The sequence below is a fragment of the Pseudomonas pudica genome (assembly GCF_015680405.1).
GTDB classification, from domain to species: domain Bacteria; phylum Pseudomonadota; class Gammaproteobacteria; order Pseudomonadales; family Pseudomonadaceae; genus Aquipseudomonas; species Aquipseudomonas pudica.
Genome location: NZ_JADLJS010000005.1, coordinates 184,524 through 211,507, shown reverse-complemented (window position 1 = coordinate 211,507; position 26,984 = coordinate 184,524). Strand labels below are relative to the sequence as shown.

Here is a 26,984-nt window from a genome sequence, read left to right as displayed (position 1 = left end):
CGCAGGTACCCACATGCATTCGACTCGCATCAACGTGATGGGCACGCATTACGTTATAGACCACCTCGGCCATGTGCCTCGCCCCGATCAAGAAGCCAACCGCGCCATCCGCCAATGGCTCGCGCAGCAAGGCCATGACCTGGACCCAAACCAGCTTGACGTCGTTACCCTCCACTACTGCCCTGACGGTGCAGGTGGCCAGCTGGCCGCAATCAGCCAACGTATCAGCCTGACCCAGGCACTGCTGGGCAACTGGCAGGGCGAGGCGGCCAATGACGTGTTCGGCAAGCTGCTGCAAGCACCGTGGGCAGGTACATTGCCCGCAGGCCCGCTACGGTTGGTGGACACCCTCCCGGCACCCGCCTTCAATCACTACGGGGCACCCTTCGAAGTATTCAACGGCCTGTTCCGGCGCACTGCCCCGCAACGCTACGACGCTTCCACCCATTTGCCGGTAAGCGCCGAAGCCTTCCAGCACTTCATCACCCAACTGGATTTCCAGCATCCTTTCAAGGCGGCGCTGGATGCCTACTGGCGAGACCATCTGCGCAGTCACAGGCTGGCGCTGAAGCTCAACTTCATCGCAGCTTGCAATAAACAGGTCAGCGAAGGCAGCCTCAGCGAGCCGGCGCGGCAGCTGATCTGGCAGGCGGCTGGGCTGATGCCGAAGCGCAACAGGGTGCGTCGCAGCACATTGAGCATTTACGGCTATGCAGCGACCGACTTGTTGTACCTGAATGACCCCATCACCGACCTGACAGTGCTGTACATACCTGGCAACAGCTCGCCCTTGCTGACGTTCAGCAGCGAACGAGAATTGAAAGCCTGGGTCGGCGAACAATGCAAAGACCCGGCCAGACGCCAGGCCTTGAAACAGCACTTTCGTCTGGCCGATTGCCCACAAGGTCTCGACTTCAGCGGCCTGGACACCGCCCTGGAGGGCCTGGGCGCCTACCCAGAGCGACATCTGTTACCGCCTGAACATGGTTACTTCAACGACGATGGCACCTGGCCCCCGCAAACCTATGTCAACTATCGGCCTGCCAGATACAACCCCAGGATGAAGGGCGATCTGTTTCAGGCGCTGGCCGAGCGCCAGCGCCAGCGCAGCTACGACGATGCCGCATTTCTGATCACTGCTGACAGCGAGGTTACCAAGGCCAGATGGCGTGGCTACCTCACCACCACGCTCAACCTGCTTGCGCCACTTTGCATGGTGGTGCCGGGCCTGGCCCCTCTGCTGGCCGTTGGCGGCATCGCCCAGTTTGGCCTGGGGCTTGACCAGGCGATCAATGGCAAGTCATTGCAGCAGCGCCAGGACGGCATCGACAACATCACATGGGGCCTGTTCAACGCGTTGCCACTGGCGGCAGGCGGGGCCTCGCGGGCCTCGGCGCTATTCGAATTCAAGACCGAGGGCTTCGCTCCACCGACACGGTTGCGTGATCAGCTCGGCTACCCGCTGAGCCCGCTTTCGCCGCCGCGGTTACCCGAACCCGAGGGCGCCCGCTATTTCCATGTCACCGACCCGATCGAGCCCCTGGCGGACAGCGATCAGGCAGTTGCCGACGCAGTCATTCGCACACCGCAGTACGATGGTGAGCCAGACAAGCTCGCAGCCAGCATCGATACCTATAACACCCGCGTCATCTACGACATGGCACGGGACGTCTTCATCCAGGCCGAGGATGTGAACCAGGCCGACCCTGTCGGCTTCGTGGCAGTACTCGGCAGCAGGGACCTGCGACCTGCACCACAAGGGCGTGTGGCAACCAATGCAATGCGCGTCCGGACCCTGCGGGCGCTGGGCGTCGACCTGCCATTACCGCTACAGATACCGGTCAGAGCACCGGGGAGTTGGCCAATACCCAAGCGCATTTCCTGCCTGTGGGTCGGTGACCAGATCATCGGTCAGGAGCTGCTGGCCAACCTGGGCCAGAACGCAGCGCGGCTGCAAGGCAGCGAATACAGCATGCGGTTGTTCCTTTCCAGTACAGCCCGGCAGGCCTTTGCCGAAAACCTGGATCTGCTGACCAGTCATGCCCCGGGCTTGCAGGTGCTGCCGCTGGAAGAGCAGGCCTTCTTCCAGAATTTCCGCCAAAGCAGGTACTACGCGCAGTACGACGCTGCCCTGGATGGCAACGGCGGCGTCGCCCGCAACTATGCATCGGCATGCGACGTGCTGCGCTACCCGATGCTGCACCACGAAGGTGGCTTGTACATGGACGTCGATGACACGTTGCTGGCACCAGGCGAATACCCATTGATCATCGACGGGCGCCCGGAAGGCGACGCCAGTGAGCCCATCGACCAGGTCGAGTTGAGCACCGACGCCAATGGGCTGCTTCTGGCACCGCCCATGTCCAACGAAAGGATGAGCATGAACTGCCTCTACAACTCCAGCATGATCGGCAGCCACCCAGGCAACCCCACCCTGGAGGCCATTTCCGAAGAAATGTACACGCGCTACCAGCTCAACCGCGAATTCTACGACAGCAAGCCCAGCCTGGCCGACGACCCGGCGAACTTCTATCACTACGCCAAGCGGCTGAGCTACCTCACCGGCCCTGCCCTGCTCAGCGACGTGGTCGATAGGCAACTGCCTAGCCTGCGTCTCCTGCGACAGCTCACCAATCTCTATGGGATACCGCGCATCAACGCCTACCAGTTCGTCGATTTGCCGCGCATGCGCGAGGCAGTGCGTACGCTGCTGCCCCTGAACCGGTTCTCCAAGGTCGGTGGCAACCATTCCTGGAGCCGAACATGACCCAGCGCCTACCCGTGGTCGGCGCAGCCGGCCAAGATTACGTCAAGGCAATGTTGGGTTCCGTGCCACGCCCGGACCGCAATGCCAGTGCCGCCATCCGCGACTGGGCACGCCAGCAGCAACTGGACCTGGAACCCGACAACACACTTGCGGTGACATTGCATTGCAAATTCGTACCCAAGCGGGGTTGGCTGGCCAAGGTCGTCCAACAAATGAGCCTGACCGAAGCACTATTGAGCAATTGGCAGCAAAGCGGCTATTCCAAGGCTGCCGAGCAAATCGCGCAGCTGCTGCTAAAAGGCGGAACGGCAGCCTTCGACCTGCTCGGTTCACTGCCGGACCTGTCCCTGCTACACGGTCGAGCGCGCTGGGCCCAGGAATTCAGTCACGGCCAAGTGACGATCGTCGATGAGTTGCCTGGAAGCGGCCTGGCCCATGACATTGATGTGCACACCGAATTCCATGGCCTTTTCCGCCAGACCGCACCCATGCGCTACGACGCCGGCACTTATGTCCAGGTAGACGCCACGACCTTCCAGGCTTTCATCTGGCAGCTCGACTTCCAGAACGTATTCAAACGCCAGCTCGATGCCTTCTGGGCCGGCACCGCCAGCCAGTACAGCGCCAGCGCGTGCATCGCGTTCCTCGCTGCCTGCAACCGGCAAGCTTTGCGGGGCAACCTCAGCGAACATGGACGCAGCCTGGCGTGGCGGGCGGCTGGAGTGGAACGCTGGCACCACGGCGCAAGCCTCATTGCCAACGGGGTAGACGCCAGGCTGCTTAACATCAATGGTTACCCATCAAGCGACATCCTCTGCCTGAGCGATATCCGCAGTCACCTCACCCTGCTGTATATCCCGGGCAATGCGGCACCGCTGCATGAGTTCGCCAACCCGGGCGCCATGCGTGCGTGGCTTGCAAGGCAATGCCGCGATGCAGCCAAACGGGCTGCCCTGCTTGCGCACTTCAGGGCTTGCGATATTCCGGACAGGATTGGCTGGTCGGGGTTGCGTCGGGTGCTTCGGGGCCTGGCCGATTTCCCGCCCCGCCAGATCATTCGGCCTGCAACCAGTGTGTATCGCCTGGTCAGGGTATGGAACCCGCATACCTTGATCAACTACAAGGCGGACACTTACAGCCCACGCATCGAATACAACCTGTTCGAAGCATTGACGGTGGCCCAACGTCAACGCAGCCAATCCGACGCCGACTTCCTGATCACGCGCGACAGTGAAGTGACCAAGGCCGCATGGCGCAGCTATTTCTACCTGACCATGAACCTGGCCACACCGTTTCTACTGGTGGTTCCCGAACTGGTCCCCCTGGCTGCCGTGGCCGGGGTTGCCCAATTTACAATAGGCCTGGACCAGGCGCTGCACGACAAGCATCCGGACCAACAGCTCGAAGGCGCCGAGCAGGCCGTGTTCGGCCTGCTGAACGCAGCCCCGGGGCTGGCGCGCGGGGTCAAGGCGAGCAAGGCGCTGTTCGGCCGACGCCCTATTGGCTTCATCAAACCGGTGAGGCTCAATGGCCGCATAGGTTACCCGCTGAGCCCGGTATCGCCGCCACGCTGGCCCGGCCCGGCGATGACACCCTATTTCCAGGACCTCGCAGAAGCAGGTGACCAAGTGGCTGCCACCTGGCCCGGCGCCGACTCACACGTTGCCCGCTGCGTAACGCGGCGCAGGGCATTCGGCACGGGTGACGAACTGATCGGCGATGCGGGCAACGGCCCCCACCCACTCTACTACGACGCCCGACAGGACAGTTTCGTGCTCAAGTACCCCAACGGCACACGCGGCGCCCAGCACTATGTGGCCAGCACCGACCCGCTGCAGCCCTCGATCAGCCGGCTGCTGCCCGATACGGACCCGTCGCGGGAAATCAGCCCGGCATCGCGCTCGCGTACGCTGCGGGCACTGGGTATCGATCTGCAGCTGCCCGTCGACCTCGACGCCCTGGGGACCGCACCAGGCATACCCGTCCCCAGGCAGGTTTTTCACATCTGGCTGGGTGACAGGACGATCGCCGGTGATTACCTGGCTGCGCTCGACAACAACGTACAGGCACTGCGCAACAGCGATTTCACGCTCAAGCTCTACCTCTCCAATGCAAACCCTCAGGCATTCGAACGCAACATGACCCTGCTGCAGCCCCGCATCGCCGAGGGGCTGAAGGTGGCGGTGCTGGAGCACCAGACCTTCTATCGCCAGTTCGAGGCAAGTGAATACTTCGGCCAGTACCAGGCTGCGCTGGAAGGGAATGGCGGTGTGGCGAGCAACTTCTCCTCGGCCTCGGACATCTTGCGCTACCGCGTCCTGCACAGCGAAGGGGGCATCTACCTGGATATTGACGACCATCTGCTGGTCGAGCCGGACGCAACCGGGCAGCTGCGGGCAAAGATCGACAGCGTACCGCTCACCACGCCACTCGACGGGCTGCTGCTGAGGAGCCCGGTGTGCAATGCGCAATTGGGCATGTATACCAGCTACAACACCAGCATGATTGGTAGCCGTGCTGGCAATCCGGTGCTGAATGCCATATCCGACGAGATACTGACCCGCTACCTCACCCCAGAGGGCCAGGCGTTCTACCAGGTCCCCAAGCCGCCGCGACAGTATGCGGCGGCATTCCAGGCCTATACCGAAAGGCTCAACACGCTGACCGGGCCTGCGGTGCTCAACCACGTGATCGACCAACGTCTACCTGAGCTGTACACCTTCAGGCAGGTGGCAGACCTGGCAAACATGCACACCCTGAACTACGACGCGCTGCTGGATGAAGCAGCACAACGGCGTGCAGAGCTGCGCTTGCTGCCACTGGAAGAGGTCGCAATGGCGGGGAACGCACAGGGCTACTGACTGCCGAGCGAGCCTGCACGGCCGCTGCAGCAGATGGCCGCCCAATGCTCATGGCAATCAGTTGCTGCGATGCAGCTTGCTCATCAGCTCGGCCTCGGCCTGGGTGAGGCCGCAGCTTTCGGTCAGCTCGGCCACGCTGGCCCCCATGCCCACCAGCTTGGCCGCCTGGGTGAAGGTGACGTTGTGCGGGTCGCGTTGCTCCAGCTGCTGGATCTTGTCTGGCAGCGGAGCAACCGCCACGCGCAGGTCATGCAGCGCCTCGCCCATGCGCACGGTACCGTTCTGGTAGTCGTCCAGGCGCTTGGCCAGGTCCTTGATGCGCTGGTCACGCAGCGCATCACCCGCCGCCTGCTGCGCAGCCAGCTCGCGCTGGCGCTTGCTGTAGTTGAGGAAAAACCACAGGCTCAGCGCCCAGACCAGCGCCAGGAAGATGACAGCAACCTCTAGGATCAACTCAGATATTCTCCAGCTCGGACCATTCTTCCTCGGTCATCATCTTGTCCAGCTCGACCAGGATCAACAGCTCGCCGTTCTTGTTGCAAACACCCTGGATGAACTTGGCCGACTCTTCGTTACCCACGTTCGGCGCGGTCTCGATCTCGGACTGACGCAGGTACACCACCTCGGCCACGCTGTCGACCAGGATCCCGACCACTTGCTTGTCGGCCTCGATGATGACGATACGGGTGTTGTCGGTGACTTCGGTCGGCATCAGGCCAAAGCGCTGGCGGGTGTCGATCACGGTCACCACGTTGCCGCGCAGGTTGATGATGCCCAGCACATAGCTTGGCGCACCCGGCACCGGGGCGATCTCGGTGTAGCGCAACACTTCCTGCACCTGCATCACGTTGATGCCGTAGGACTCATTGTCCAGACGGAAGGTAACCCACTGCAGGATCGGATCTTCGGAACCTTGTGCAGACGACTTTTTCATTCCCCTACCCTCAAAATCCGCCATCGGCGGTGTGTTCGGTGTCATTTCTGTTTGGCGTGCATCTGCTTGACCGCGCCACTGGCGATCAGCTCGGCCAGTGCCGCGACGTCGAGCAGTGCACACATGTGTTCAATCACCGTGCCGGCCAGCCACGGGCGCTGGCCACGCTGGCTGCGCCACTTGATCTCGGACGGGTCCAGACGCAGCGAGCGGCTGACCTGGTGCACGGCCAACCCCCATTCGTAGCCCTGCACGGAAATCACGTATTGCAGGCCTTGGCGAAAATCATCCCGGTAGCGGTCGGGCATCACCCAACGCGCGGTATCCAGCACCTTCAGGTTGCCGGCCTGGCAGGTCAGGATGCCGAGGAACCAGTCGGGCTGGCCGAACAGCGGTGTCAGTTCCTGGCCGGCCAGGGTGTAGATCGAGCCAAGGCACACCAGCGGCACCGCCAGGGTCAGCCCGGCCACATCGAACAGCAGGCATTCGAACGGCTCGGCGGCCCAGGCCGGGCGGCCATCGACCGTGGCCGGGGGCACAGGCACCTGCGGCGCCGGCAGGTGCACATCCACCAGCGGCACTGCCGGTTCCACGGTTTGCTCTTCGACCAGCACCGGGATGCTTGCCTCGGCCACCACTTCGCGCTCGACCACCGTCACCACCGGCGCTTCCACCGGCATCACGCGGGGCAGCACCGCCAGCCTGGGCTCGGCGAATGGCCGTGGTGCGGGGCGGACGGTTGCTTCGGCTGGCGCAGGCCTGGCTTGCTGCAAGGCATCACGCGCCTGCTCTTCGCGCACGGCCTCGGCGAACTCGTCCGCCGCCGCTGGCGCCTCGAACAGGTCTTCGTCTTCGGTAGCCTCCTGCAGCAGGCCGTCGAGGTACGACTGCAGGGCCATCTGTGGCCGGTTGCTGGTTTGCCGGGTCTGGGTCATCAGGCCACCTGCGCTGCAGTCTTGTAGGTCAGCAGGTGCTTGAGCAGCGCCCGATAGGCAATCAGGCCGCGGCTCTTGCTGTCGAATTGCGAGGGTGTGACGCCCTTGCGGCTGGCATCGCGCAGGCGCGTATCCACCGGGATGTAGCCCTGCCACACATGTTGGTCGTAGGTGTCTCGCAGCAGCTTGAGCGTGGCCAGCGAGGCCTGGGTACGGCGGTCGAACAAGGTCGGCACTATCTGGTACGGCAGCGCCTGTTTGCGCGAACGGTTGACCATGGCCAAGGTACCGACCATGCGCTCCAGGCCCTTGACCGCGAGAAATTCGGTTTGCACCGGGATAACCAGCTGCTGGCTGGCTGCCAGGGCATTGACCATCAGCACGCCGAGCAAGGGTGGGCTGTCGATCAGGGCAAAGTCGAAATCCTGCCACAGCTGCGCCAGACTCTTGGCGATCACCAGGCCCAGGCCGTTCTGCCCCGGTGACTGGCGCTCCAGCACCGCCAGCGCGGTGCTCGACGGCAACAGCGAGATGCGCTCGTCACTGGTGGGCAGCAGCAGTTGCCCGGGCAGGCCCTCAGGTACCGCGCCCTTGTGCAGGAACAGGTCGTAGCAGCTGTGCTCCAGGGCATCGGGGTTGTGCCCGAAATAACTGGTCATCGAGCCGTGCGGGTCGAGGTCGACAACGACCACACGCTTGCCGGCCTCGGCCAGCAGGCCGGCCAGGGCGATGGTAGTGGTGGTCTTGCCGACGCCACCTTTTTGATTGGCTACTGCCCAGACTCTCATCAAGCAAACTCTATCTATTGATTTGGCAGGGACACTGTAGAAAACAACTCTTTAAAAGCCTGCACGATTCCTGTGGGAGCGGGCGAGCCCGCGAACACCGGCGCAGCCGGTGCCATTCACCGCGTCGTCTGCTTCGCGGGCATGCCCGCTCCCACAGGGGACAGCGCCATCTTCAACATCGTGTTCATAGCAACGTCGGGGAATTGACGGATCACTGCCCCGCCACCGTCGCAGGCGTTGCTGGTGCACTTTGTGTGCCAGCCCGACGCAATGCGGCATCCGGCGTGGCATTTGCACTGCCCGTTCCAGTCAGGCTGCGGCGCACATCGAGGTTGCGCGAAATCACCAGCACCACGCGGCGGTTGCGCGCACGGCCTTCGGCAGTGTCGTTGCTGGCCACCGGCTGGTACTCGCCATAGCCGACCGAGGCCATGCGCGCCGGGTTGACCCCTTCCATGGCCAGCAGGCGCACGATGCTCGCCGCCCGCGCCGATGACAGCTCCCAGTTGGTCGGGTACTGCGCGGTGCGGATCGGCAGGTTGTCGGTAAAGCCCTCGACATGCACCGGGTTGGCGAACGGCTTGAGAATGCCGGCCACCTTCTCGATGATGGCAAACGCCTTGTCGCTGGGCATGGCATCGCCACTGCCGAACAACAACGAGGAATTGAGCTCGATCTCGATCCACAGCTCATTGCCGCGCACAGTCATCTGGTCGCTCTTGATCAGGTCGCCAAAGGCATCGCGCACGTCATCGCTGATGGTTTTCAGCGGGTCGACACTGCTCGCCCCAAGTCCCGCATCGGTCTGCTCGCTGTCCTTCACCAACGGTTCGGCCGGGCGCACGCTCAGCGGCCGCTCTTCACCGATGGGGATCGGCTTCATGCTGCGCTCGGGGTCGTTGAACACCCCGAGCAAGGCCTGGGAAATGACCTTGTACTTGCCCTCGTTGATCGAGGAAATCGAGTACATCACCACGAAAAAGGCGAACAGCAGGGTAATGAAGTCGGCGTACGACACCAGCCAGCGTTCGTGGTTTTCGTGTTCCTCGGTATGACGACGGCGACGCATGGGTTACTCCATGAAGCCTTGCAGCTTCAGCTCGATCGAGCGCGGGTTCTCACCCTCGGCAATCGACAGCAGGCCCTCTAGCAGCATCTCGCGGTAGCGCGACTGGCGCATGACGATGGCCTTGAGCTTGTTGGCGATCGGCAGCAGCACCAGGTTGGCGCTGGCCACCCCGTAGATGGTCGCGACGAAGGCCACGGCAATGCCGTTGCCCAGTTGCGACGGGTCGGCCAGGTTGCCCATCACGTGGATCAGGCCCATCACCGCACCGATGATGCCGATGGTCGGCGCGTAGCCGCCCATGCTCTCGAACACCTTGGCAGCCTGGATATCACGGCTTTCCTGGGTCAGGAAGTCGACTTCGAGAATACTGCGGATAGCCTCCGGCTCCGCGCCATCCACCAGCAACTGCAGGCCCTTGCGCGCATAAGGGTCAGGCTCGCCGTCGGCCACCCCTTCCAGGCCCAACAGGCCTTCCTTGCGCGCGGTCAGGCTCCAGTTGACGACGCGGTCGATCCCGCCCGCCAGGTCGACCCGTGGCGGAAACAGGATCCAACGCAGAATCTGCAAGGCACGCTTGAACGACGACAGCGGCGACTGCAGCAAGGCAGCCGCCAGCGTGCCGCCCAGTACGATCAGCGCCGCCGGGCCATTGATCAGGGCGCCGACATGGCCGCCTTCGAGAAAGTTGCCACCGACGATGGCGACAAAGGCAAGGATCAGGCCGATCAGGCTGAGCACGTCCATCAGACGCACGCCTCCACCAGGTGCTTGCCGATTTCGTCCAGGCTGTACACCGCGTCAGCCAGGTTGGCCTTGACGATGGCCATGGGCATGCCATAGATCACGCAGCTGGCTTCATCCTGGGCCCACACCGTACTGCCGCCCTGCTTGAGCAGGCGCGCACCTTCACGGCCATCGGCGCCCATGCCGGTAAGCACCACCGACAGTACCTTGTCGCCATACGACTTGGCCGCCGAGCCGAAGGTGATGTCCACGCACGGCTTGTAGTTCAGGCGCTCGTCACCGGGCAGGATCTTCACCGTGCCACGGCCGTCGATCATCATCTGCTTGCCACCTGGGGCCAGCAGGGCCAGGCCCGGGCGCAGCATGTCGCCGTCCTCGGCTTCCTTGACGCTGATGCGGCACAGTTTGTCCAGGCGTTCGGCAAAGGCCTTGGTGAACGCCGCCGGCATGTGCTGGATGAGCACGATCGGCGCCGGGAAGTTGGCCGGCAGCTGGGTCAGCACGCGCTGAAGGGCGACCGGGCCGCCGGTGGAGGTGCCGATGGCCACCAGCTTGTATGGCTTGCGCTTGGGTGCCGGCGAGTGTGCTGGCGCTGCCGCCGGGGCCGCCGCACGCGCAGGCGCAGGCGTACGCGCCGCTGCCGGGCTGGCGAAACCGCTGGCGGGTGCGTGGCTGCTGCCTGCCGGCGCTGGTGCGGCAACCGGCGCGGGGCTGGCGTAGCTGCCAAAACGGCGGTTGCTGCGGGAAATGGTATGCACCTTCTCGCACAGCAGTTGCTTGACCTTGTCGGGGTTGCGCGAGATGTCCTCGAAGTTTTTCGGCAGGTAATCCACCGCACCGGCATCCAGCGCATCGAGGGTGACACGGGCGCCTTCATGGGTCAGCGACGAGAACATCAACACCGGCGTCGGGCAGCGCTGCATGATGTGCCGCACTGCGGTGATGCCATCCATCATGGGCATTTCGTAGTCCATGGTAATGACATCGGGCTTGAGCGCCAGCGCCTGGTCGATTGCTTCCTTGCCGTTGGTCGCGGTACCCACTACCTGGATCGTCGGATCCGCCGAGAGGATTTCCGAGACGCGGCGGCGGAAGAAACCGGAATCATCCACCACCAGGACCTTGACTGCCATAAACACTCCATTAGGTGGCGCAACCCGCCAGGGTGCGCCACCGAAATCAAATACGCCGCGCGGCGTAACGCTTGAGCATGCTCGGGACGTCGAGAATCAACGCAATGCGACCGTCGCCGGTGATGGTGGCCCCGGACATGCCCGGGGTGCCCTGCAGCATCTTGCCCAGCGGCTTGATTACCACTTCTTCCTGGCCAACCAGTTGATCGACGACAAAGCCGATACGCTGGGTACCGACCGACAGGATCACCACGTGGCCCTCATGCTGCTCTTCGTGCACCTGGCCCTGGACCAGCCAGCGCTTGAGGTAGAACAGCGGCAGCGCCTTGTCGCGCACGATCACCACTTCCTGGCCGTCGACCACGTTGGTACGCGACAGGTCGAGGTGGAAGATCTCGTTGACGTTGACCAGCGGGAAGGCGAACGCCTGGTTGCCCAGCATCACCATCAGGGTGGGCATGATCGCCAGGGTCAGCGGCACCTTGATGACGATCTTCGAGCCCTGGCCCTTGGCCGAGAAGATGTTGATCGAGCCGTTGAGCTGGGAGATCTTGGTCTTCACCACGTCCATGCCCACACCGCGGCCAGACACATCGGAAATCTCGGTCTTGGTCGAGAAGCCCGGGGCGAAGATCAGGTTGTAGCAGTCCGACTCGCTCAGGCGATCGGCGGCGTCCTTGTCCATCAGGCCCTTTTCCACGGCCTTGGCACGCAGGATGTTGGGGTCCATGCCCTTGCCGTCGTCAGAGATCGACAGCAGGATGTGATCGCCTTCCTGCTCGGCCGACAGCACCACCCGGCCGGTGCGCGCCTTGCCGGCGGCTTCACGCTCTTCGGGCATTTCCACGCCATGGTCGACGGCGTTGCGCACCAGGTGCACCAACGGGTCGGCCAGGGCCTCGACCAGGTTCTTGTCGAGGTCGGTCTCTTCGCCGACCAGCTCCAGGTTGATCTCCTTCTTGAGCTGGCGGGCCAGGTCGCGCACCAGGCGCGGGAAGCGGCCGAAGACTTTCTTGATCGGCTGCATGCGGGTTTTCATCACCGCGGTCTGCAGGTCGGCGGTGACCACGTCGAGGTTGGACACCGCCTTGGACATGGCCTCGTCACCGCTGTTCAGCCCCAGGCGCACCAGGCGGTTACGCACCAGCACCAGTTCGCCGACCATGTTCATGATCTCGTCCAGGCGCGCGGTATCGACCCGCACGGTGGTTTCCGCTTCACTGGCACCATGCTTGTCGGCGGCCGGGGCCGGGGCGCGAGGTGCTGCGGCAGGTTTGCTGGCAGGCGCCGGTGCCGGCGCAGCTGCTGCTGGCTTGGCCACGGGCTGGCTGTCGGCCTTGGCCACGACCGGCGCTTGCGCCTTGGCTGCAGCCGGGGCTTCGACGGCGGCAACGTCGCCACCGAACTTGCCCTTGCCGTGCAACTGGTCCAGCAGCGCCTCGAACTCGTGCTCGCTGATTTCATCGCTGGCTGCACTGGTGTCAGTTGCAGCAGGCGCCGGCGCCTTGGCACCAGGCAAGGCATCGGCCTGGAAGGTACCCTTGCCATGCAACTGGTCCAGCAGCGATTCGAACTCGGCGTCGGTAATTTCGTCGCTGGCCGCTTCCGGCGCGCTGGCAACCGGCTGCGCGGCAACCTCGGCGCTGAACTGGCCTTTGCCGTGCAACTGGTCGAGCAGCGACTCGAACTCGGCGTCGCTGATTTCGTCACCTGCGCCGCTGACGGTCTCGCCCTGCATCTGCTCGTCGGCCGCAGCTTGTGCCTTGACCGCATCGAGCGAATCGAGCAGTTGTTCGAACTCGCTGTCGGTGATGTCCTGCTCTTCCACCGGCGCTTCGGCAACCGGCTCCGGTGCCGCAGCGGCAGGCGCCTCGACGGCTTCTGCGCCGCCCGGCTCGGCCAGGCGCGACAGCGCGGCCAGCAGCTCGGGGGTAGCCGGGGTCACTTCGGCACGCTCGCGCACCTGGCCAAACATGCTGTTGACCGTGTCCAGTGCCTCGAGCACCACATCCATCAGTTCCGCGTCGACCCGGCGCTCACCTTTGCGCAGGACGTCGAACACGTTCTCGGCGATATGGCAGCACTCCACCAGCTCGTTCAGCTGAAGGAAGCCGGCGCCCCCTTTTACAGTGTGGAAACCGCGAAAGATCGCATTGAGCAGGTCGGCATCGTCGGGCCGGCTTTCCAGCTCGACCAGTTGCTCGGACAGTTGCTCAAGAATTTCGCCGGCTTCTACCAGGAAATCCTGGAGGATTTCTTCATCGGCGCCGAAGCTCATCAAACGTGCTCCTTAAAAACCCAGGCTGGACAGCAGATCATCGACATCGTCCTGACCGGACACGACATCTTCACGCTTATCGGCATGAATCTGCGGACCTTCACCCCGAGTCGGATGTTTTTCTCGATCTTTTTCTGCGCGCAGTTGATCGTGGTCATGCTGGATGCCCGCAAAGCGGTCGACCTGGCTGGCCATCAACACCAGTTTGAGCAGGTTGCTTTCCACCTCGGTGACCAGGGTGGTGACGCGCTTGATCACCTGGCCGGTCAGGTCCTGATAGTCCTGGGCCAGCAGAATGTCGTTGAGGTGGCCGGCGACCTTGCGGTTACCTTCGGCGCTGAGCGTCAGGAAACTGTCGACGCGCTTGACCAGGTCTCGGAACTCCGGCGCAGCCACTTCGCGGCGCATGAAACGCTGCCAGTCGGTGCTCAGGGCCTCGGCCTCGCTGGCCAGGTCGTTGAGCACCGGGGTGCTTTCCTCGACCAGGTCCATGGTGCGGTTGGCCGCGCCCTCGGTGAGCCTGACCACGTACGACAGGCGCTCGGTGGCGTCGGTTATCTGCGACACCTCCTCGGCCTGCGGCATGGTCGGGTCGATCTGGAAACTGACTATGGCACTGTGCAGCTCGCGGGTCAGCTTGCCGACTTCCTGGTACAGGCCGCGGTCACGGGTCTGGTTCAGCTCGTGAATCAGCTGCACCGCCTCGCCGAAACGGCCACGCTCCAGGCTTTCGACCAGCTCCTGGGCATGCTTCTTCAGGGTCGATTCGAACTCGCCCAAAGACGTTTGTGATGAATCCATGGCGCGCCCCCTGACGTGACTCAGCCGTTGACGCGTTCGAAGATCTTCTCGATCTTTTCTTTGAGCACCTGGGCGGTGAACGGCTTCACAACGTAGCCATTGACGCCGGCCTGGGCCGCTTCGATGATCTGGTCGCGCTTGGCTTCGGCGGTCACCATCAGCACCGGCATGGTTTTCAGGCGATCGTGGGCACGCACCTTGCGCAGCAGGTCGATACCGGACATGCCGGGCATGTTCCAGTCGGTCACCAGGAAGTCATAGTGGCCGTTCTCCAGCATCGGCAGCGCCGTGGTGCCGTCATCGGCTTCTTCGGTGTTGGTGAAGCCCAGGTCACGCAACAGGTTCTTGATGATCCGCCGCATCGTCGAAAAGTCGTCAACGATGAGGATTTTCATGTCTTTGTTCAAGTAGACCTCCAAGCAGTCTCAAACGCGCTCGGCCCCGAGCGCGCATTCACAATTCGGTACAACGTAGAAAACGACTGCAACGACAGCGGGCTCAACGCGCCCGCCATTCCCCCAGGCGGCTGCGCAGGCGCGCGGCACACTGGCTGTGCAACTGGCTGACCCGCGACTCGCTGACCCCCAGCACCTCACCAATTTCCTTGAGGTTCAGCTCTTCGTCGTAGTACAGCGCCAGCACCAGGCGCTCACGCTCCGGCAGGTTGGCGATGGCCTCGGTCAGGGCAGCCTGGAAGCGCTCGTCCTCCAGGCCACGCGCAGGTTCCACCTGGCCACTGGCGCCATCCTCATGCAGCCCTTCGTGCTCGCCGTCCTGCAGCAGGTCGTCGAAGCTGAACAGGCGGCTGCCCAGGGTATCGTTCAAGATCCCGTAGTAATCATCGAGACTCAATTGGAGTTCGGCAGCAACTTCATGATCTTTAGCGTCACGACCGGTTCGGGCTTCAACCGCACGCATCGCGTCGCTGACCATGCGGGTGTTGCGGTGCACCGAACGCGGTGCCCAATCGCCCTTGCGCACTTCATCGAGCATGGCCCCGCGAATGCGAATGCCGGCGTAGGTTTCGAAGCTGGCGCCCTTGCTGGCGTCGTACTTGTTGGCCACTTCCAGCAGGCCGATCATGCCGGCCTGGATCAGGTCCTCGACCTGCACATTGGCTGGCAGCCGCGCCAGCAGGTGGTAGGCGATGCGCTTGACCAGCGGGGCGTAGCGCTCGATCAGCTCGTACTGGGCGTCTTTCGACGCCCGGCTGTACATCTTGAAACCGCTGGCGTTCATAGCACAGGTCCCGCGCTGGTGGGCTGCACCAGGCGCTCGACAAAGAACTCCAGATGGCCGCGCGGGTTGGCCGGCAGCGGCCAGCTGTCGACCTTCTGGGCAATCGCCTTGAAGGCCAGCGCGCATTTGGAGCGTGGGAAGGCTTCGTATACGGCGCGCTGCTTCTGCACGGCCTTGCGCACGCACTCGTCATACGGCACGGCGCCCACGTACTGCAGGGCAACGTCGAGGAAGCGGTCGGTGACCTTGGTCAGTTTGGCGAACAGGTTGCGGCCCTCCTGCGGACTCTGCGCCATGTTGGCCAGCACCCGGAAACGGTTCATGCCGTAGTCGCGGTTGAGCAGCTTGATCAGGGCGTAGGCATCGGTGATCGAGGTGGGTTCGTCGCATACCACCAGCAGCACTTCCTGGGCGGCGCGGACGAAGCTGACCACCGAATCACCGATACCGGCAGCAGTGTCGATCACCAGCACGTCGAGGTTGTCGCCGACTTCGCTGAACGCCTGGATCAGCCCGGCATGCTGGGCCGGGGCCAGGTGCACCATGCTCTGCGTGCCCGAGGCAGCCGGCACGATGCGCACGCCACCGGGGCCCTGCAACATCACATCGCGCAGCTCGCAGCGCCCTTCGATGACATCGGCCAGGGTCCGCTTGGGGGTAAGGCCCAGCAACACATCGACATTGGCCAGGCCCAGGTCGGCGTCGAGCAGCATGACCCTGCGGCCAAGCTCGGCCAGCGCCAGGGACAGGTTCACTGAAACGTTAGTCTTGCCGACGCCACCTTTGCCACCGGTCACGGCGATCACCTGTACGGGATGCATGCTACCCATGTCTGTTCTTTACCTTGTCTCGCTGGGACTCAGGCCACACGTAGGGCAATTCTGCGTACCCTTTGGCATAGCTACCTTGCACACGCTTCATCATCAACCCGCTCGCCGTGGGTTGTGATAGAGATCAGCGAACATGTCGGCCATGGCCTCTTCGCTGGGCTCGTCCTGTTGCTGCACATTGACCGCGCGGGAGACCAACTGGTGCCCTCGAGGCAGGTGCACATCGTCAGGAATGCGCGGCCCATCTGTCAGGTAGGCCACCGGCAGTTCATGACTGATGGCAAGGCTCAGCACGTCGCCAAGGCTCGCCGTTTCATCGAGTTTGGTCAGGATGCAACCGGCCAGGCCGCAGCGCTTGTAGCTGTGGTAGGCGGCAGTCAGCACCTGCTTCTGGCTGGTAGTGGCCAGCACCAGGTAGTTCTTCGCGGCGATGCCACGCCCGGCCAGGGTATCCAGCTGCATGCGCAGGGCCGGGTCGCTGGCCTGCAGGCCGGCGGTATCGATCAGCACCACGCGCTTGCGCAGCAGCGGCTCCAGCGCCGCAGCCAGCGACTGGCCCGGGTCGACGTAGGTCACCGGTACGTTGAGGATGCGACCCAGAGTCTTGAGCTGCTCCTGGGCACCGATGCGGAAACTGTCCATGCTCACCAGCGCCAGGTTCTGCGCACCGTACTTGAGCACGTAGCGGGCCGCCAGCTTGGCCAGGGTGGTGGTCTTGCCCATGCCGGCCGGGCCGACCATGGCGATCACACCGCCCTCTTCGATCGGCTCGACTTCGGGGATTTCGATCATCCGCGCAAGGTGCGCCAGCAGCATGCGCCAGGCCTGGCGTGGCTCGTCGATCTCGGCAGTCAGGTCCAGCAGCTCACGGGCGATCGGCCCGGACAGGCCGATGCGCTGCAGCCTGCGCCAGACAGTGGCCTGCTGCGGCTTGCTGCCCTGCAACTGGTTCCAGGCCAGCGAGCCGAGCTGCACTTCCAGCAGCTCGCGCAGGCCCGACAGCTCGGAGCGCATGGCATCGAACAGGCGCGGGTCGACCGGTGCCGGCGCCGGGGCTGCAGCTGCGGCCTCGGGCGCATCGACGTGCGGTTCGATCAACGGCTCGGCGGCGGTCAGCGACTGCCCGGCGAACAACTGGCGGTTGTTGTCGCTGCTGTCCTGGCGGTGACCCAGCTCGGCCTGGGCGGTGGCGATGCGCGTATGGGTCTTGCGCAGCTCTTCTTCCAGTTCGGCGTTGGGCACACGCGGGGCCAGGGCGGACAGCTTGTAGTCCAGCGCGGCCGTCAGCTCGACACCGCCGGCGATGCGACGGTTGCCGATGATCGCGGCATCGGCGCCCAGCTCGTCACGGACCAGCTTCATGGCCTGACGCATATCGGCGGCGAAAAATCGCTTAACTTGCATTATCCCCTACCTCAGCCATTAGGGCCCACGGTGGCAACGATGGTGACTTGCTTGTTGTCCGGTATTTCCTGATACGCCAGAACATGCAAATTCGGTACAGCCAGGCGACCGAAACGCGACAGCATGGCGCGGATCGGGCCGGCGACCAGGAGAATGGCCGGCTGGCCCTGCATTTCCTGGCGCTGGGCCGCCTCGATCAGCGAACGCTGCAGCTTCTCGGCCATGCTCGGCTCCAGAAGAACACCGTCTTCCTGACCTTGCCCGGCCCTTTGCAGACTATTGAGCAAAATCTGTTCCAACCTTGGCTCCAGGGTAATCACTGGCAGCTCCGACTCAACGCCGACAATGCTTTGCACGATGGCGCGACACAATCCGACGCGCACCGCCGCCACCAGTGCGGCGGTATCTTGACTCTTGCCGGCGTTGTTCGCGATCGCCTCGGCGATACTGCGAATATCGCGCACAGGCACCTGTTCCGACAACAACGCTTGCAGCACCTTGAGCAGGCCCGACAAGGAAATGACACCCGGCACCAGCTCCTCTGCAAGTTTAGGCGATGCCTTGGCCAACACCTGCAGCAGTTGCTGGACCTCTTCATGACCGATCAGCTCGTGGCAGTGCTTCTGCAGGATCTGGTTCAGGTGGGTGGCCACCACGGTGCTGGCGTCAACCACGGTGTAGCCCAGCGACTGCGCCTGGGAGCGCTGGCCGACATCGATCCACACGGCTTCAAGGCCGAACGCCGGATCGCGCGCGGCAATGCCGTTGAGGGTACCGAACACCTGCCCGGGGTTGATTGCCAGTTCGCGGTCGGGGTAGATCTCGGCCTCGGCCAGGATCACCCCCATCAGGGTCAGGCGATAAGCGCTGGGCTGCAGGTCGAGGTTGTCGCGGATGTGCACCGTGGGCATGAGGAAGCCCAGGTCTTGCGACAGCTTCTTGCGCACGCCCTTGATCCGCGCAAGCAATTGGCCACCCTGGTTGCGATCGACCAGGGGGATCAGCCGGTAGCCGACCTCCAGGCCAATCATGTCGATCGGCGTGACGTCGTCCCAGCCCAGCTCCTTGGTTTCCAGCGCGCGCTGTGGCGAGGGCAGCAGGTCCTGCTGGCGCTGCGCCTCTTGCAGCGCCTGCGCCTTGGCCTTCTGCTGCTTCTTCCACACCAGGTAGGCGCCGCCACCGGCCAGCAGGCCGAGGCTGAGGAAGGCCACGTGCGGCATGCCCGGCACCAGGCCCATGACGATCATCAGTGCGGCGGACACCGCCAGGGCCTTGGGCGAATCGAACATCTGCCGGTTGATCAGCTTGCCCATGTCCTCGGAGCCCGAGGCCCGGGTGACCATGATCGCGGCAGCGGTGGACAGCAACAGTGATGGCAATTGCGCCACCAAACCGTCACCGATGGTCAGCAAGGCGTACACCTTGCCGGCATCGCCAAAGCTCATGCCGTGCTGCAGCATGCCGATCAGCATGCCGCCGATCAGGTTGATGAACAGGATCAGCAGGCCGGCGATGGCGTCACCGCGGACGAACTTGCTGGCACCGTCCATCGAACCGTAGAACTCAGCTTCCTGCGCTACTTCGGCACGACGGTGCTTGGCCTGGGCCTGGTCGATCAGGCCGGCGTTGAGGTCAGCGTCGATGGCCATCTGCTTGCCGGGCATGGCGTCGAGGGTGAAACGCGCGCTCACTTCCGAGATACGCCCGGCGCCCTTGGTCACCACCACGAAGTTGATGATCATGAGGATGGCGAACACCACGGCACCGACCACGTAGTTACCGCCGATCACCACCTCGCCGAAGGCCTGGATCACCTTGCCGGCGGCGCCGTGGCCCTCCTGGCCATGCAGCATCACCACCCGGGTGGAAGCCACGTTCAGGGCCAGGCGCAACAGCGTGGCCACCAACAGAATGGTAGGGAACGCGGCGAAGTCGAGCGGGCGCAAGGCGTAGACGCAGACCAGCAGGACCACGATCGACAGGGCGATGTTGAAAGTGAAGAACACGTCGAGCAGGAACGGCGGTATCGGCAACATCATCATTGCCAACATCACCAGCAGCAACAGCGGCACACCCAGGTTGCCCCGACCGAGCCCGGCCAGGTTGTTACGGGCGTTGCTGATTAACTGAGTGCGATCCACCGCGAGTCCTCTTGATGCAAAACTTTGACGCACAGGGAGCGCCTGGCGCTGGCTTTGCAAGAAGCCTTCCAACTTTGCTCGACGGGGGATTTATGTTGCCTGTTCCGGCCTCTTCGCAGCTGAACCCGCTCCCACAGGGACCGCACAGCTTTCAAGGCCCGCCGAGAACCTGTGGGAGCGGGTTTACCCGCGAAAGGGCCAGAAGCCCTGACACAAGGTCAACTGTCGCGGCGCAGGTCCGGCGGGATCGGCAGGTCGTCCTTCAGCGGCTCTGGCCGCTTGCCCTTCCCAGCCCGGTATTGGCGGATCTGGAACACATAAGCCAGCACCTGTGCTACCGCCAGGTAAAGCCCGGCAGGGATTTCCTGCTCGAGTTCGGTGGAGTAGTAGATCGCCCGCGCCAACGCCGGCGATTCGAGGATCTGGACCTTGTGCTCCACACCGATCTCGCGAATCTTCAAGGCAATAAAATCCGTGCCCTTGGCCAGCAGCAACGGCGCCGCCCCGCCCTTCTCCGGGTCGTATTGCAAGGCCACCGCATAATGCGTCGGGTTGGTAATGATTACATCGGCTTCGGGCACAGCCGCCATCATGCGCCGCTGCGAGGCCTCACGCTGCAGCTGGCGGATTCGCTGCTTGACCTCGGGCTTGCCTTCACTGTCCTTGTACTCGTCCTTGATTTCCTGCTTGGTCATCTTCAGTTTGTTGTGCGCCTGCCACAGCTGGAACGGCACATCCGCCGCCGCAATCAACAGCAGCCCGGCCGACATCCACAACGCACTCCAGCCCACCACCTGCAAGCTATGGATGATCGCCTGCTCCAATGGCTCATTGGCAATGGCAAGCAGCGCCTGGCGGTCATTGACCAGTACCACCACCGCCACGACCAGAATCACGAAAAACTTGGCGAGTGCTTTCACGAGCTCCGTCAGCGCGTTCATCGAGAACATCCGCTTGATCCCCGACAAGGGATTCATGCGGCTGAATTTAGGCTGCAGCAGGCTGCCGGAAAACAGGAAACCGCCCAGGGCAATCGGCGCGACGAAGGAAATCACGAACAACAGGATCAATATCGGCTGCACCGCCCAGATGGCCATCTTGCCCGAGGCCAGCAGGAGTGCACCCATGGCCCGCTCATCGACGACGAAGTCGCGAGTCAGGCTGAAGTTCATGCGCATGATCGCCAACAGCGTCTCGGCCAGGTGGCCACCGAACGCCAGCAGGCCACCGGCACCGGCCAAGGTCACCGCTACCGTGTTCAGCTCCTTGGAACGCGCGACCTCGCCTTTTTCGCGGGCATCGCGTTTGCGCTTGTCGGTGGGTTCTTCTGTCTTGTCCTGACCGCTTTCGCTTTCCGCCATGCTCAGCGCGCCCTCGCCAGTTCACGCAGCCATTGCAGCGCTTCGCTGGCCAATGCCTGGTAATGGGAAAGTATGTCGGCCAGGCCGACCCAGAAAATGAACATGCCCATGACCAGGGTAAGCGGAAAACCGATGGAGAAAATGTTCAACTGCGGCGCGGCACGCGTCATCACGCCAAAGGCGATGTTCACCACCAGCAGCGCGGCGATAGCCGGCAGGATCAGCAGCAGGCCGGCGCCGAACACCCAGCCCAGGCGCCCCGCCATCTCCCAGAACTGATTGACTACCAGCGCATTGCCCACCGGCAAGGTGGTGAAGCTTTCGGTCAGCACCTCGAACGCCACCAGATGACCGTTCATCAGCAGGAACAGCACGCTCACCAGCATGGTCATGAACTGGCTGATCACCGCAACGTTGACGCCGTTGGCCGGGTCGACCATCGACGCGAAGGCCATGCCCATCTGCACCGCGACGATCTGGCCAGCGATCACGAAAGCCTGGAACAACAACTGCAACGACAACCCGAACAAGGCCCCGACGATGACCTGTTCGGCACACAGCAGCAGGCCGCGCAGGCTCAACGGGTCGAACTCGGGCAGGGGCGGCAGGGCCGGGACGATCACCACGGTGATGGCCACCGCCACGTACAGGCGCACCCGCGCAGGCAGCATGCGGGTACCGAAGATGGGCATGGTCATCAGCACCGCCGTCACCCGGAACAACGGCAGGATGAAGGTGGCGACCCAGGTGCCGATCTGCGTGTCGGTCAGCTCCAGCATCGGGACGTCAACCGATCAGCTGCGGGATGCTGGTGTAGAGGCTGGTGAAGTACTCCATGAACTTCTGCACCAGCCACGGCCCGGCGACGATCAGCGTGATCAGCATCACCAGCAGGCGCGGCAGAAAGCTCAGGGTCTGTTCGTTGATCTGCGTGGCGGCCTGGAACATCGCCACCACCAGGCCCACCAGCAGGCTGGGCACTACCAGTATGGCGACCATCAGGGTGGTCAGCCACAGGGCATCACGGAACAGGTCGACTGCGACTTCAGGTGTCATCGGCGGCTCTCCTTGACGGCGTCAGACGCCGCCGAAACTGCTGGCCAGGGTACCCATGATCAGGGCCCAGCCATCGACCAGCACGAACAGCATGATCTTGAACGGCAGCGAAATGATCAGCGGCGACAGCATCATCATGCCCATTGCCATCAGCACACTGGCCACCACCATGTCGATGATCAGGAACGGGATGAAGATCATGAAACCGATCTGGAACGCGGTCTTCAGCTCGGAGGTGACGAACGCCGGCACCAGGATCGTCAGCGGCACCTGGTCCGGGCCGGCGATGTCGGTACGCTTGGACAGGCGCATGAACAAGTCGAGGTCGCTTTGCCGGGTTTGTGCCAGCATGAAGTCCTTGAGCGGCCCCTGGGCCTTGTCGATGGCCTGCTGGGCGGTCATCTGCTCTTTCAGGTACGGCTGCAGCGCGTCCTGGTTCACCCGGTCGAACACCGGCGCCATGATGAACATGGTCAGGAACAGCGCCATGCCGGTCAGCAGCTGGTTCGACGGCGTCTGCTGCAGGCCCAGGGCCTGCCGCAGGATCGAGAACACGATGATGATGCGGGTGAAGCTGGTCATCAGGATGACGAACGCCGGGATGAAGCTGAGCGCCGTCATGATCAGCAGGATCTGCAGGCTGACCGAATATTCCTGCTGCCCGTCCGCGGTATTGGACAGGGTAATGGCCGGGATCGACAGCGGGTCGGCCCCCAGGGCCAGCGGCGCAGCCAGCAGCAGCGCCAGAGTCAACAACACACGCAGCGCGCCACTCATCACTTCTTGTCCTTAGGGTCCTTGCCCATCAGCTCCATCAGCCGCTGGGCAAACTCCGGCGTCGCCTGGCGGGCGTTTTCCGGCACTTCCACGGGTTCGGCCAGCACATGCAGGGTCTCGATGCTGCCGGGGGTATGGCCGATCAGGATCTGCTCCTTGCCCACCTGCACCAGCAGCAGGCGGTCACGCGGGCCAATGGCCCGGCTGCCGACGATCTCGATCACCTGCCCGCCCTTCACCGCCGTGCTTTGCATGCGCCGCAGCAACCAGGCCAGGAAGAAGATCAGGCCGACCACCAACAGCAGGCCGAAGACCATCTGCGCCAGCTGCCCACCGAGGCTGCCAGGCGCGGTTGCCGGGGTTGCCGCCGGTGTGGCCGCGGCCAGGCAGGCCTGGCTGGCGAGCAGCGCGGCGACCGCCGCGATGGCGCGCATCGTGCCCTTCACTCAGCGCAGCTTCTTGATACGTTCGCTGGGGCTGATCACGTCGGTCAGGCGGATGCCGAACTTCTCGTTGACCACCACCACTTCGCCATGGGCGATCAGCGTGCCGTTGACCAGCACGTCGAGCGGCTCGCCGGCCAGGCGGTCGAGTTCGATCACCGAGCCCTGGTTGAGCTGCAGCAGGTTGCGGATGTTGATCTCGGTGCTGCCCACTTCCATGGAAATGTTCACCGGGATATCCAGGATCACGTCCAGGTTAGGGCCTTCGAGGCTGACGTTTTCGCTCGGCTTCGGCGAGCTGGCGAACTCCTCCATCGGCAGGCGGCCCGCGCCGCCAGTGCTGCTACCGGTGTCGCCACCCAGGAGTGCATCGATATCTGCCTGGCCGGCAGCACCGGTTTCTTCCAGTGCCGCAGCCCATTCATCGGCCAGCGCCTGGTCCTCTGCAGAGGTGATCTCGTTTTCGTTAGCCATGGTTTCCTCGACAGGCATTCAATTCGTTATGAGCGACCGGCACGCCGTCAGCGGCGTTCGATCGGGTCGATGATCTGCAGCGCCAGGTTGCCCTTGTGCGAACCCAGGCGCGCCTTGAACGACGGCACGCCGTTGGCGCGCAGCACCAGGTGCTCGGGCAGTTCCACCGGGATCACATCGCCGGGCTGCATGTGCAGGATGTCGCGCAGCTTCAGCTGGCGCCGGGCAACCGTGGCGGTCAGCGGCACGGCAACGTCCAGCACGTCCTCGCGCAGGGCCTTGACCCAGCGCTCGTCCTGGTCGTCCAGGTCGGACTGGAAACCAGCATCCAGCATTTCCCGCACCGGCTCGATCATCGAGTACGGCATGGTCACATGCAGGTCGCCGCCACCGCCGTCCAGCTCGATGTGGAAGGTGGATACCACCACTGCCTCGCTGGGGCCGACAATGTTGGCCATGGCCGGGTTTACCTCGGAGTTCATGTACTCGAAGGTGACCGGCATGATTGCCTGCCAGGCTTCCTTGAGGTCGACGAAACACTGGTCCAGCACCATGCGCACCACGCGCAACTCGGTGGGGGTGAACTCGCGGCCTTCGATCTTGGCGTGGCGGCCGTCGCCGCCGAAGAAGTTGTCCACCAGCTTGAACACCAGCTTGGCGTCGAGGATGAACAGCGAGGTACCGCGCAGCGGCTTGATCTTGACCAGGTTGAGGCTGGTCGGCACGTACAGCGAGTGCACGTATTCGCCGAACTTCATCACCTGCACGCCACCCACCGCCACGTCGGCGGAGCGGCGCAGCAGGTTGAACATGCTGATACGGGTGTAACGGGCGAAACGCTCGTTGATCATTTCCAGGGTCGGCATGCGACCCCGCACGATACGGTCCTGACTGGTCAGGTCGTAGCTTTTGATGCTGCCAGGCTCGGATGCACTCTCGGTCTGCACCAGCCCGTCGTCGACGCCATGCAACAGGGCATCGATTTCATCCTGGGACAGCAGGTCCTGTACGGCCATTGCGGACTCCTACTGCAATACGAAATTGGTGAACAGCAACTGGTCGACGACCGGCTTGCCGACTTCCTTCTGCGCCACTTCCTGAACCACTGCGGTGGCCTTCTGGCGCAACATTTCCTGCCCCACCGGGCTGCCGGCCAGGGTGTCGAAGCCTTGCCCGGAGAACATCATCACCAGGTTGTTGCGGATCACCGGCATGTGCACCTTGAGCGCATCCAAGTCAGCCTGGCTGCGCGCTTGCAGGGTGATGCTCACCTGCATGTAGCGCTGGCGGCCGTTCTGGTTGAAATTGACCACGAAGGCCGGGGCCAGCGCTTCGTAGATGGCCGCTGGCTTGACGTTGCTGGCTGCAGGATCGGCGGCCGGGGCCGGCTCGCTCTTGTGCATGATGAACCAGGTAGCGCCCACCGAAAGGCCGATCGCCAGCAACAGGCCGACGACTGCCAGCAGGATCAGCTTGAGTTTGCCTTTAGTGGCGGGGTCTTTGACTGCTTCGCTCTTCGCCATGCCAATAATCCGTCGTCCATCGGGGGTTCAAGGGAGGATGGCTTGGCTTGAGCAAGTGTTATGCCAGATTTCGCAGAGGATGGGTTCCAGCAGGTTTTGCGGTGCTGCCTTCTTCGCGGGCACGCCCGCGAAGAGGCCGGCTCAGGCTAACGGTTATCAGGCGTAATAATCGACCGCACTGTCGCCAACAACCACCTGCTGCTCCACAGGCCTTGCGCTATCGACTGCCTCTGCCCCACCCTGCTCGGCCCGGCGCGCCGCCACCCCGGACAGGTTGCTGCCCTGTGCCTGCCCCTGCTGCTGTTGCTGCTGCCCGCGCGACTGGTCGGCCACGTTGACGTCCGGCTGTGCCAGCCCCTGCTGGGCGAACAACTCGCGCAGGCGGTGCACCTGGCTGTCGAGGGCGTCACGCACGCCGGCGTGGCCGCTGATGAAGGTGACCTGGGTCGACTGGTCCGTCGCAACATTGACGCGAATGTCCAGGCGGCCCAGTTCCGCCGGCTCCAGCTGGATATCCGCCGATTTGAGGTTCTGGCTGGACAGGTACATGACCCGGTTGACCAGGCCCTCGGCCCAGGCGTTCTGATTCATCGGCAACGGTTGGTGCAATGGGCTGGCATTGGCCGGCACGGCATTGGCGGTCTTGGCCGTGGCAGCCTGGGTCAGGTTGGCCAGGCGGTTGGCGAAATCGTCTACGCGTGTATCGCTGCCAGCGCTCTTGGTGTCTTTCAGGCCATCTTCGAGCAAGCCAGCAAAGGCCTTGTCGCCAGGCTCGCCCGTTTCACCCTCGGCATTCTCGACCAGATTCGCCAAGGTATTGACGGCCATCTGCCCCTCTTCGCCCTGAGCTTGCGAAGGGTCCAAGGCATGCGCCGACGTCGCCCCCTTGGCCTGGGCGCTTTGTTCCAGCGCCAGGCGCAGGGTAGGCAGGTTGGCCAAAGGGTCGGAGTCAGGGTCGAAGGCTTCCTCGGCGAGCGGCTCCTCGGGCAGCTCGGCGGTGACCTGCGCCTGCGCCGTGGCGGCCTGCAACACCGGCGCCACCGCTTCGGCCTGGGCCTGGATCAGTTGTGCGCCAGGCTGGGCGTCGGTTACCTGGCCGGCCACCAGGCTGGCATCGCGCAAGCCGGTGTCGGCCTGGGCCTGGTCGTCGGCTGGCAATTGTTTGCCGTCATCGGCAACCGCGGGTTTGTCGGCAGGGTCTTTCTTGCCGCCCTGTGCCGCCTCGGGCTTGTCCTTGGGCTTGGTCTGGGCGACCTTGTCGTCCTGCCCGGCAGCCTTGTCTCGACCCTGCCTGGCCATTACCTGGCCGAAGCCGTCGCCCTTGTCGCCCGGCGCCTGCAGCGGCTTGTCGGCCTGTACGGGGGCCGAGCGCGAGGTGTTGGCAATGGCGTTGCCTTGCAACAATGGGTTGGGTGCGACAGGCATC

Annotated in this window: 25 protein-coding genes; 2 read left to right on the top strand and 23 right to left on the bottom strand. The window is 63.5% G+C overall.

What is annotated here, in order from left to right; genetic code table 11:
- Window positions 1-13: 13 nt before the first annotated feature.
- Both IRZ77_RS06285 and IRZ77_RS06280 read left to right on the top strand, forming a co-directional pair.
- A complete protein-coding gene (locus IRZ77_RS06285) occupies window positions 14-2,767 on the top strand; it encodes a dermonecrotic toxin domain-containing protein (protein WP_196173102.1) in 2,754 nt (917 codons plus the stop codon).
- Window positions 2,764-5,628, top strand: a complete 2,865-nt coding sequence (locus tag IRZ77_RS06280) for a dermonecrotic toxin domain-containing protein (protein ID WP_196173100.1) — start codon at window positions 2,764-2,766, stop codon at window positions 5,626-5,628. Before IRZ77_RS06285 ends, IRZ77_RS06280 begins: the two co-directional genes overlap by 4 nt.
- Window positions 5,629-5,685: 57 nt before the next feature.
- On the opposite strand, the gene IRZ77_RS06275 is transcribed toward IRZ77_RS06280, so the two are convergent.
- From IRZ77_RS06275 to IRZ77_RS06165, 23 genes are all read right to left on the bottom strand, one after another.
- Complete coding sequence (locus tag IRZ77_RS06275; protein ID WP_023663283.1) at window positions 5,686-6,081, bottom strand: DUF2802 domain-containing protein; 396 nt, start codon at window positions 6,079-6,081, stop codon at window positions 5,686-5,688.
- 1 nt (window position 6,082) lies between these two features.
- On the bottom strand, window positions 6,083-6,562 hold the full coding sequence (locus IRZ77_RS06270) for a chemotaxis protein CheW (protein ID WP_003254393.1): 480 nt from the start codon (window positions 6,560-6,562) through the stop codon (window positions 6,083-6,085).
- 41 nt (window positions 6,563-6,603) lie between these two features.
- A complete protein-coding gene (locus IRZ77_RS06265; protein WP_196173098.1) occupies window positions 6,604-7,497 on the bottom strand; it encodes a CheW domain-containing protein in 894 nt (297 codons plus the stop codon).
- A complete protein-coding gene (locus tag IRZ77_RS06260; RefSeq protein WP_025340066.1) occupies window positions 7,497-8,285 on the bottom strand; it encodes a ParA family protein in 789 nt (262 codons plus the stop codon). The genes IRZ77_RS06265 and IRZ77_RS06260 overlap by 1 nt, the downstream gene beginning before the upstream one ends.
- A gap of 211 nt (window positions 8,286-8,496) precedes the next feature.
- Window positions 8,497-9,354 carry a flagellar motor protein MotD gene (gene motD / locus IRZ77_RS06255; RefSeq protein ID WP_108480237.1) on the bottom strand — a complete coding sequence of 286 codons (858 nt, stop codon included), beginning with the start codon at window positions 9,352-9,354 and terminating at the stop codon, window positions 8,497-8,499.
- A 3-nt stretch (window positions 9,355-9,357) separates the two neighbouring features.
- Complete coding sequence (locus IRZ77_RS06250; protein ID WP_046614572.1) at window positions 9,358-10,098, bottom strand: flagellar motor protein; 741 nt, start codon at window positions 10,096-10,098, stop codon at window positions 9,358-9,360.
- Window positions 10,098-11,231, bottom strand: a complete 1,134-nt coding sequence (locus IRZ77_RS06245) for a protein-glutamate methylesterase/protein-glutamine glutaminase (RefSeq protein WP_085601623.1) — start codon at window positions 11,229-11,231, stop codon at window positions 10,098-10,100. Before IRZ77_RS06245 ends, IRZ77_RS06250 begins: the two co-directional genes overlap by 1 nt.
- Window positions 11,232-11,277: 46 nt before the next feature.
- Entirely contained in the window at window positions 11,278-13,509 is a 2,232-nt protein-coding gene (locus tag IRZ77_RS06240; protein WP_046614574.1) for a chemotaxis protein CheA, read from the bottom strand.
- A 12-nt stretch (window positions 13,510-13,521) separates the two neighbouring features.
- A complete protein-coding gene (locus IRZ77_RS06235; RefSeq protein WP_046614575.1) occupies window positions 13,522-14,310 on the bottom strand; it encodes a protein phosphatase CheZ in 789 nt (262 codons plus the stop codon).
- Between the two features lie 20 nt (window positions 14,311-14,330).
- Window positions 14,331-14,705 carry a chemotaxis response regulator CheY gene (locus tag IRZ77_RS06230; protein WP_161551427.1) on the bottom strand — a complete coding sequence of 125 codons (375 nt, stop codon included), beginning with the start codon at window positions 14,703-14,705 and terminating at the stop codon, window positions 14,331-14,333.
- 103 nt (window positions 14,706-14,808) lie between these two features.
- Complete coding sequence (fliA, locus tag IRZ77_RS06225; protein WP_046614576.1) at window positions 14,809-15,549, bottom strand: RNA polymerase sigma factor FliA; 741 nt, start codon at window positions 15,547-15,549, stop codon at window positions 14,809-14,811.
- Window positions 15,546-16,379 (bottom strand): flagellar synthesis regulator FleN, encoded by an 834-nt coding sequence (fleN, locus tag IRZ77_RS06220; protein ID WP_039612698.1) that lies wholly within the window; start codon window positions 16,377-16,379, stop codon window positions 15,546-15,548. Before fleN ends, fliA begins: the two co-directional genes overlap by 4 nt.
- Window positions 16,380-16,472: 93 nt before the next feature.
- Window positions 16,473-17,783, bottom strand: a complete 1,311-nt coding sequence (gene flhF / locus IRZ77_RS06215) for a flagellar biosynthesis protein FlhF (RefSeq protein WP_046614577.1) — start codon at window positions 17,781-17,783, stop codon at window positions 16,473-16,475.
- Window positions 17,784-17,794: 11 nt separating this feature from the next.
- Window positions 17,795-19,924, bottom strand: coding sequence for a flagellar biosynthesis protein FlhA (gene flhA / locus IRZ77_RS06210; protein WP_025340073.1), 2,130 nt, complete (start codon window positions 19,922-19,924; stop codon window positions 17,795-17,797).
- Between the two features lie 218 nt (window positions 19,925-20,142).
- On the bottom strand, window positions 20,143-21,285 hold the full coding sequence (gene flhB / locus IRZ77_RS06205) for a flagellar biosynthesis protein FlhB (RefSeq protein ID WP_046614578.1): 1,143 nt from the start codon (window positions 21,283-21,285) through the stop codon (window positions 20,143-20,145).
- A 2-nt stretch (window positions 21,286-21,287) separates the two neighbouring features.
- Window positions 21,288-22,064 carry a flagellar biosynthetic protein FliR gene (gene fliR, locus IRZ77_RS06200; protein ID WP_046614579.1) on the bottom strand — a complete coding sequence of 259 codons (777 nt, stop codon included), beginning with the start codon at window positions 22,062-22,064 and terminating at the stop codon, window positions 21,288-21,290.
- A gap of 7 nt (window positions 22,065-22,071) precedes the next feature.
- A complete protein-coding gene (gene fliQ / locus IRZ77_RS06195) occupies window positions 22,072-22,341 on the bottom strand; it encodes a flagellar biosynthesis protein FliQ (RefSeq protein ID WP_046614580.1) in 270 nt (89 codons plus the stop codon).
- 21 nt (window positions 22,342-22,362) lie between these two features.
- On the bottom strand, window positions 22,363-23,118 hold the full coding sequence (fliP, locus tag IRZ77_RS06190; RefSeq protein ID WP_003257293.1) for a flagellar type III secretion system pore protein FliP: 756 nt from the start codon (window positions 23,116-23,118) through the stop codon (window positions 22,363-22,365).
- A complete protein-coding gene (gene fliO / locus IRZ77_RS06185) occupies window positions 23,118-23,552 on the bottom strand; it encodes a flagellar biosynthetic protein FliO (RefSeq protein WP_046614700.1) in 435 nt (144 codons plus the stop codon). The genes fliP and fliO overlap by 1 nt, the downstream gene beginning before the upstream one ends.
- Window positions 23,553-23,564: 12 nt before the next feature.
- On the bottom strand, window positions 23,565-24,035 hold the full coding sequence (gene fliN, locus IRZ77_RS06180; RefSeq protein WP_046614701.1) for a flagellar motor switch protein FliN: 471 nt from the start codon (window positions 24,033-24,035) through the stop codon (window positions 23,565-23,567).
- 47 nt (window positions 24,036-24,082) lie between these two features.
- Complete coding sequence (gene fliM / locus IRZ77_RS06175) at window positions 24,083-25,051, bottom strand: flagellar motor switch protein FliM (protein WP_013973595.1); 969 nt, start codon at window positions 25,049-25,051, stop codon at window positions 24,083-24,085.
- A gap of 9 nt (window positions 25,052-25,060) precedes the next feature.
- Window positions 25,061-25,558: a flagellar basal body-associated protein FliL gene (gene fliL, locus IRZ77_RS06170; protein WP_025340078.1), complete on the bottom strand. Its 498-nt coding sequence runs from the start codon at window positions 25,556-25,558 to the stop codon at window positions 25,061-25,063.
- Between the two features lie 156 nt (window positions 25,559-25,714).
- Window positions 25,715-26,983: a flagellar hook-length control protein FliK gene (locus IRZ77_RS06165; RefSeq protein WP_108480240.1), complete on the bottom strand. Its 1,269-nt coding sequence runs from the start codon at window positions 26,981-26,983 to the stop codon at window positions 25,715-25,717.
- Between the last annotated feature and the right edge of the window lies 1 nt (window position 26,984).

Bases quoted from the DNA above. Each gene is read 5' to 3' on its own strand.
- IRZ77_RS06260 (WP_025340066.1), bottom strand. From the start codon at position 8,285: ATGAGAGTCTGGGCAGTAGCCAATCAAAAAGGTGGCGTCGGCAAGACC.
- IRZ77_RS06280 (WP_196173100.1), top strand. From the start codon at position 2,764: ATGACCCAGCGCCTACCCGTGGTCGGCGCAGCCGGCCAAGATTACGTC.
- IRZ77_RS06250 (WP_046614572.1), bottom strand. From the start codon at position 10,098: ATGGACGTGCTCAGCCTGATCGGCCTGATCCTTGCCTTTGTCGCCATC.
- fliL (WP_025340078.1), bottom strand. From the start codon at position 25,558: ATGGCGAAGAGCGAAGCAGTCAAAGACCCCGCCACTAAAGGCAAACTC.
- IRZ77_RS06270 (WP_003254393.1), bottom strand. From the start codon at position 6,562: ATGAAAAAGTCGTCTGCACAAGGTTCCGAAGATCCGATCCTGCAGTGG.
- fliQ (WP_046614580.1), bottom strand. From the start codon at position 22,341: ATGACACCTGAAGTCGCAGTCGACCTGTTCCGTGATGCCCTGTGGCTG.
- fliP (WP_003257293.1), bottom strand. From the start codon at position 23,118: ATGAGTGGCGCGCTGCGTGTGTTGTTGACTCTGGCGCTGCTGCTGGCT.
- IRZ77_RS06240 (WP_046614574.1), bottom strand. From the start codon at position 13,509: ATGAGCTTCGGCGCCGATGAAGAAATCCTCCAGGATTTCCTGGTAGAA.
- IRZ77_RS06165 (WP_108480240.1), bottom strand. From the start codon at position 26,983: ATGCCTGTCGCACCCAACCCATTGTTGCAAGGCAACGCCATTGCCAAC.
- fleN (WP_039612698.1), bottom strand. From the start codon at position 16,379: ATGGGTAGCATGCATCCCGTACAGGTGATCGCCGTGACCGGTGGCAAA.
- flhB (WP_046614578.1), bottom strand. From the start codon at position 21,285: ATGGCGGAAAGCGAAAGCGGTCAGGACAAGACAGAAGAACCCACCGAC.
- IRZ77_RS06235 (WP_046614575.1), bottom strand. From the start codon at position 14,310: ATGGATTCATCACAAACGTCTTTGGGCGAGTTCGAATCGACCCTGAAG.
- fliR (WP_046614579.1), bottom strand. From the start codon at position 22,064: ATGCTGGAGCTGACCGACACGCAGATCGGCACCTGGGTCGCCACCTTC.
- fliN (WP_046614701.1), bottom strand. From the start codon at position 24,035: ATGGCTAACGAAAACGAGATCACCTCTGCAGAGGACCAGGCGCTGGCC.
- IRZ77_RS06245 (WP_085601623.1), bottom strand. From the start codon at position 11,231: ATGGCAGTCAAGGTCCTGGTGGTGGATGATTCCGGTTTCTTCCGCCGC.
- IRZ77_RS06285 (WP_196173102.1), top strand. From the start codon at position 14: ATGCATTCGACTCGCATCAACGTGATGGGCACGCATTACGTTATAGAC.
- IRZ77_RS06265 (WP_196173098.1), bottom strand. From the start codon at position 7,497: ATGACCCAGACCCGGCAAACCAGCAACCGGCCACAGATGGCCCTGCAG.
- motD (WP_108480237.1), bottom strand. From the start codon at position 9,354: ATGCGTCGCCGTCGTCATACCGAGGAACACGAAAACCACGAACGCTGG.
- flhF (WP_046614577.1), bottom strand. From the start codon at position 17,783: ATGCAAGTTAAGCGATTTTTCGCCGCCGATATGCGTCAGGCCATGAAG.
- fliM (WP_013973595.1), bottom strand. From the start codon at position 25,051: ATGGCCGTACAGGACCTGCTGTCCCAGGATGAAATCGATGCCCTGTTG.
- fliO (WP_046614700.1), bottom strand. From the start codon at position 23,552: ATGCGCGCCATCGCGGCGGTCGCCGCGCTGCTCGCCAGCCAGGCCTGC.
- IRZ77_RS06230 (WP_161551427.1), bottom strand. From the start codon at position 14,705: ATGAAAATCCTCATCGTTGACGACTTTTCGACGATGCGGCGGATCATC.
- fliA (WP_046614576.1), bottom strand. From the start codon at position 15,549: ATGAACGCCAGCGGTTTCAAGATGTACAGCCGGGCGTCGAAAGACGCC.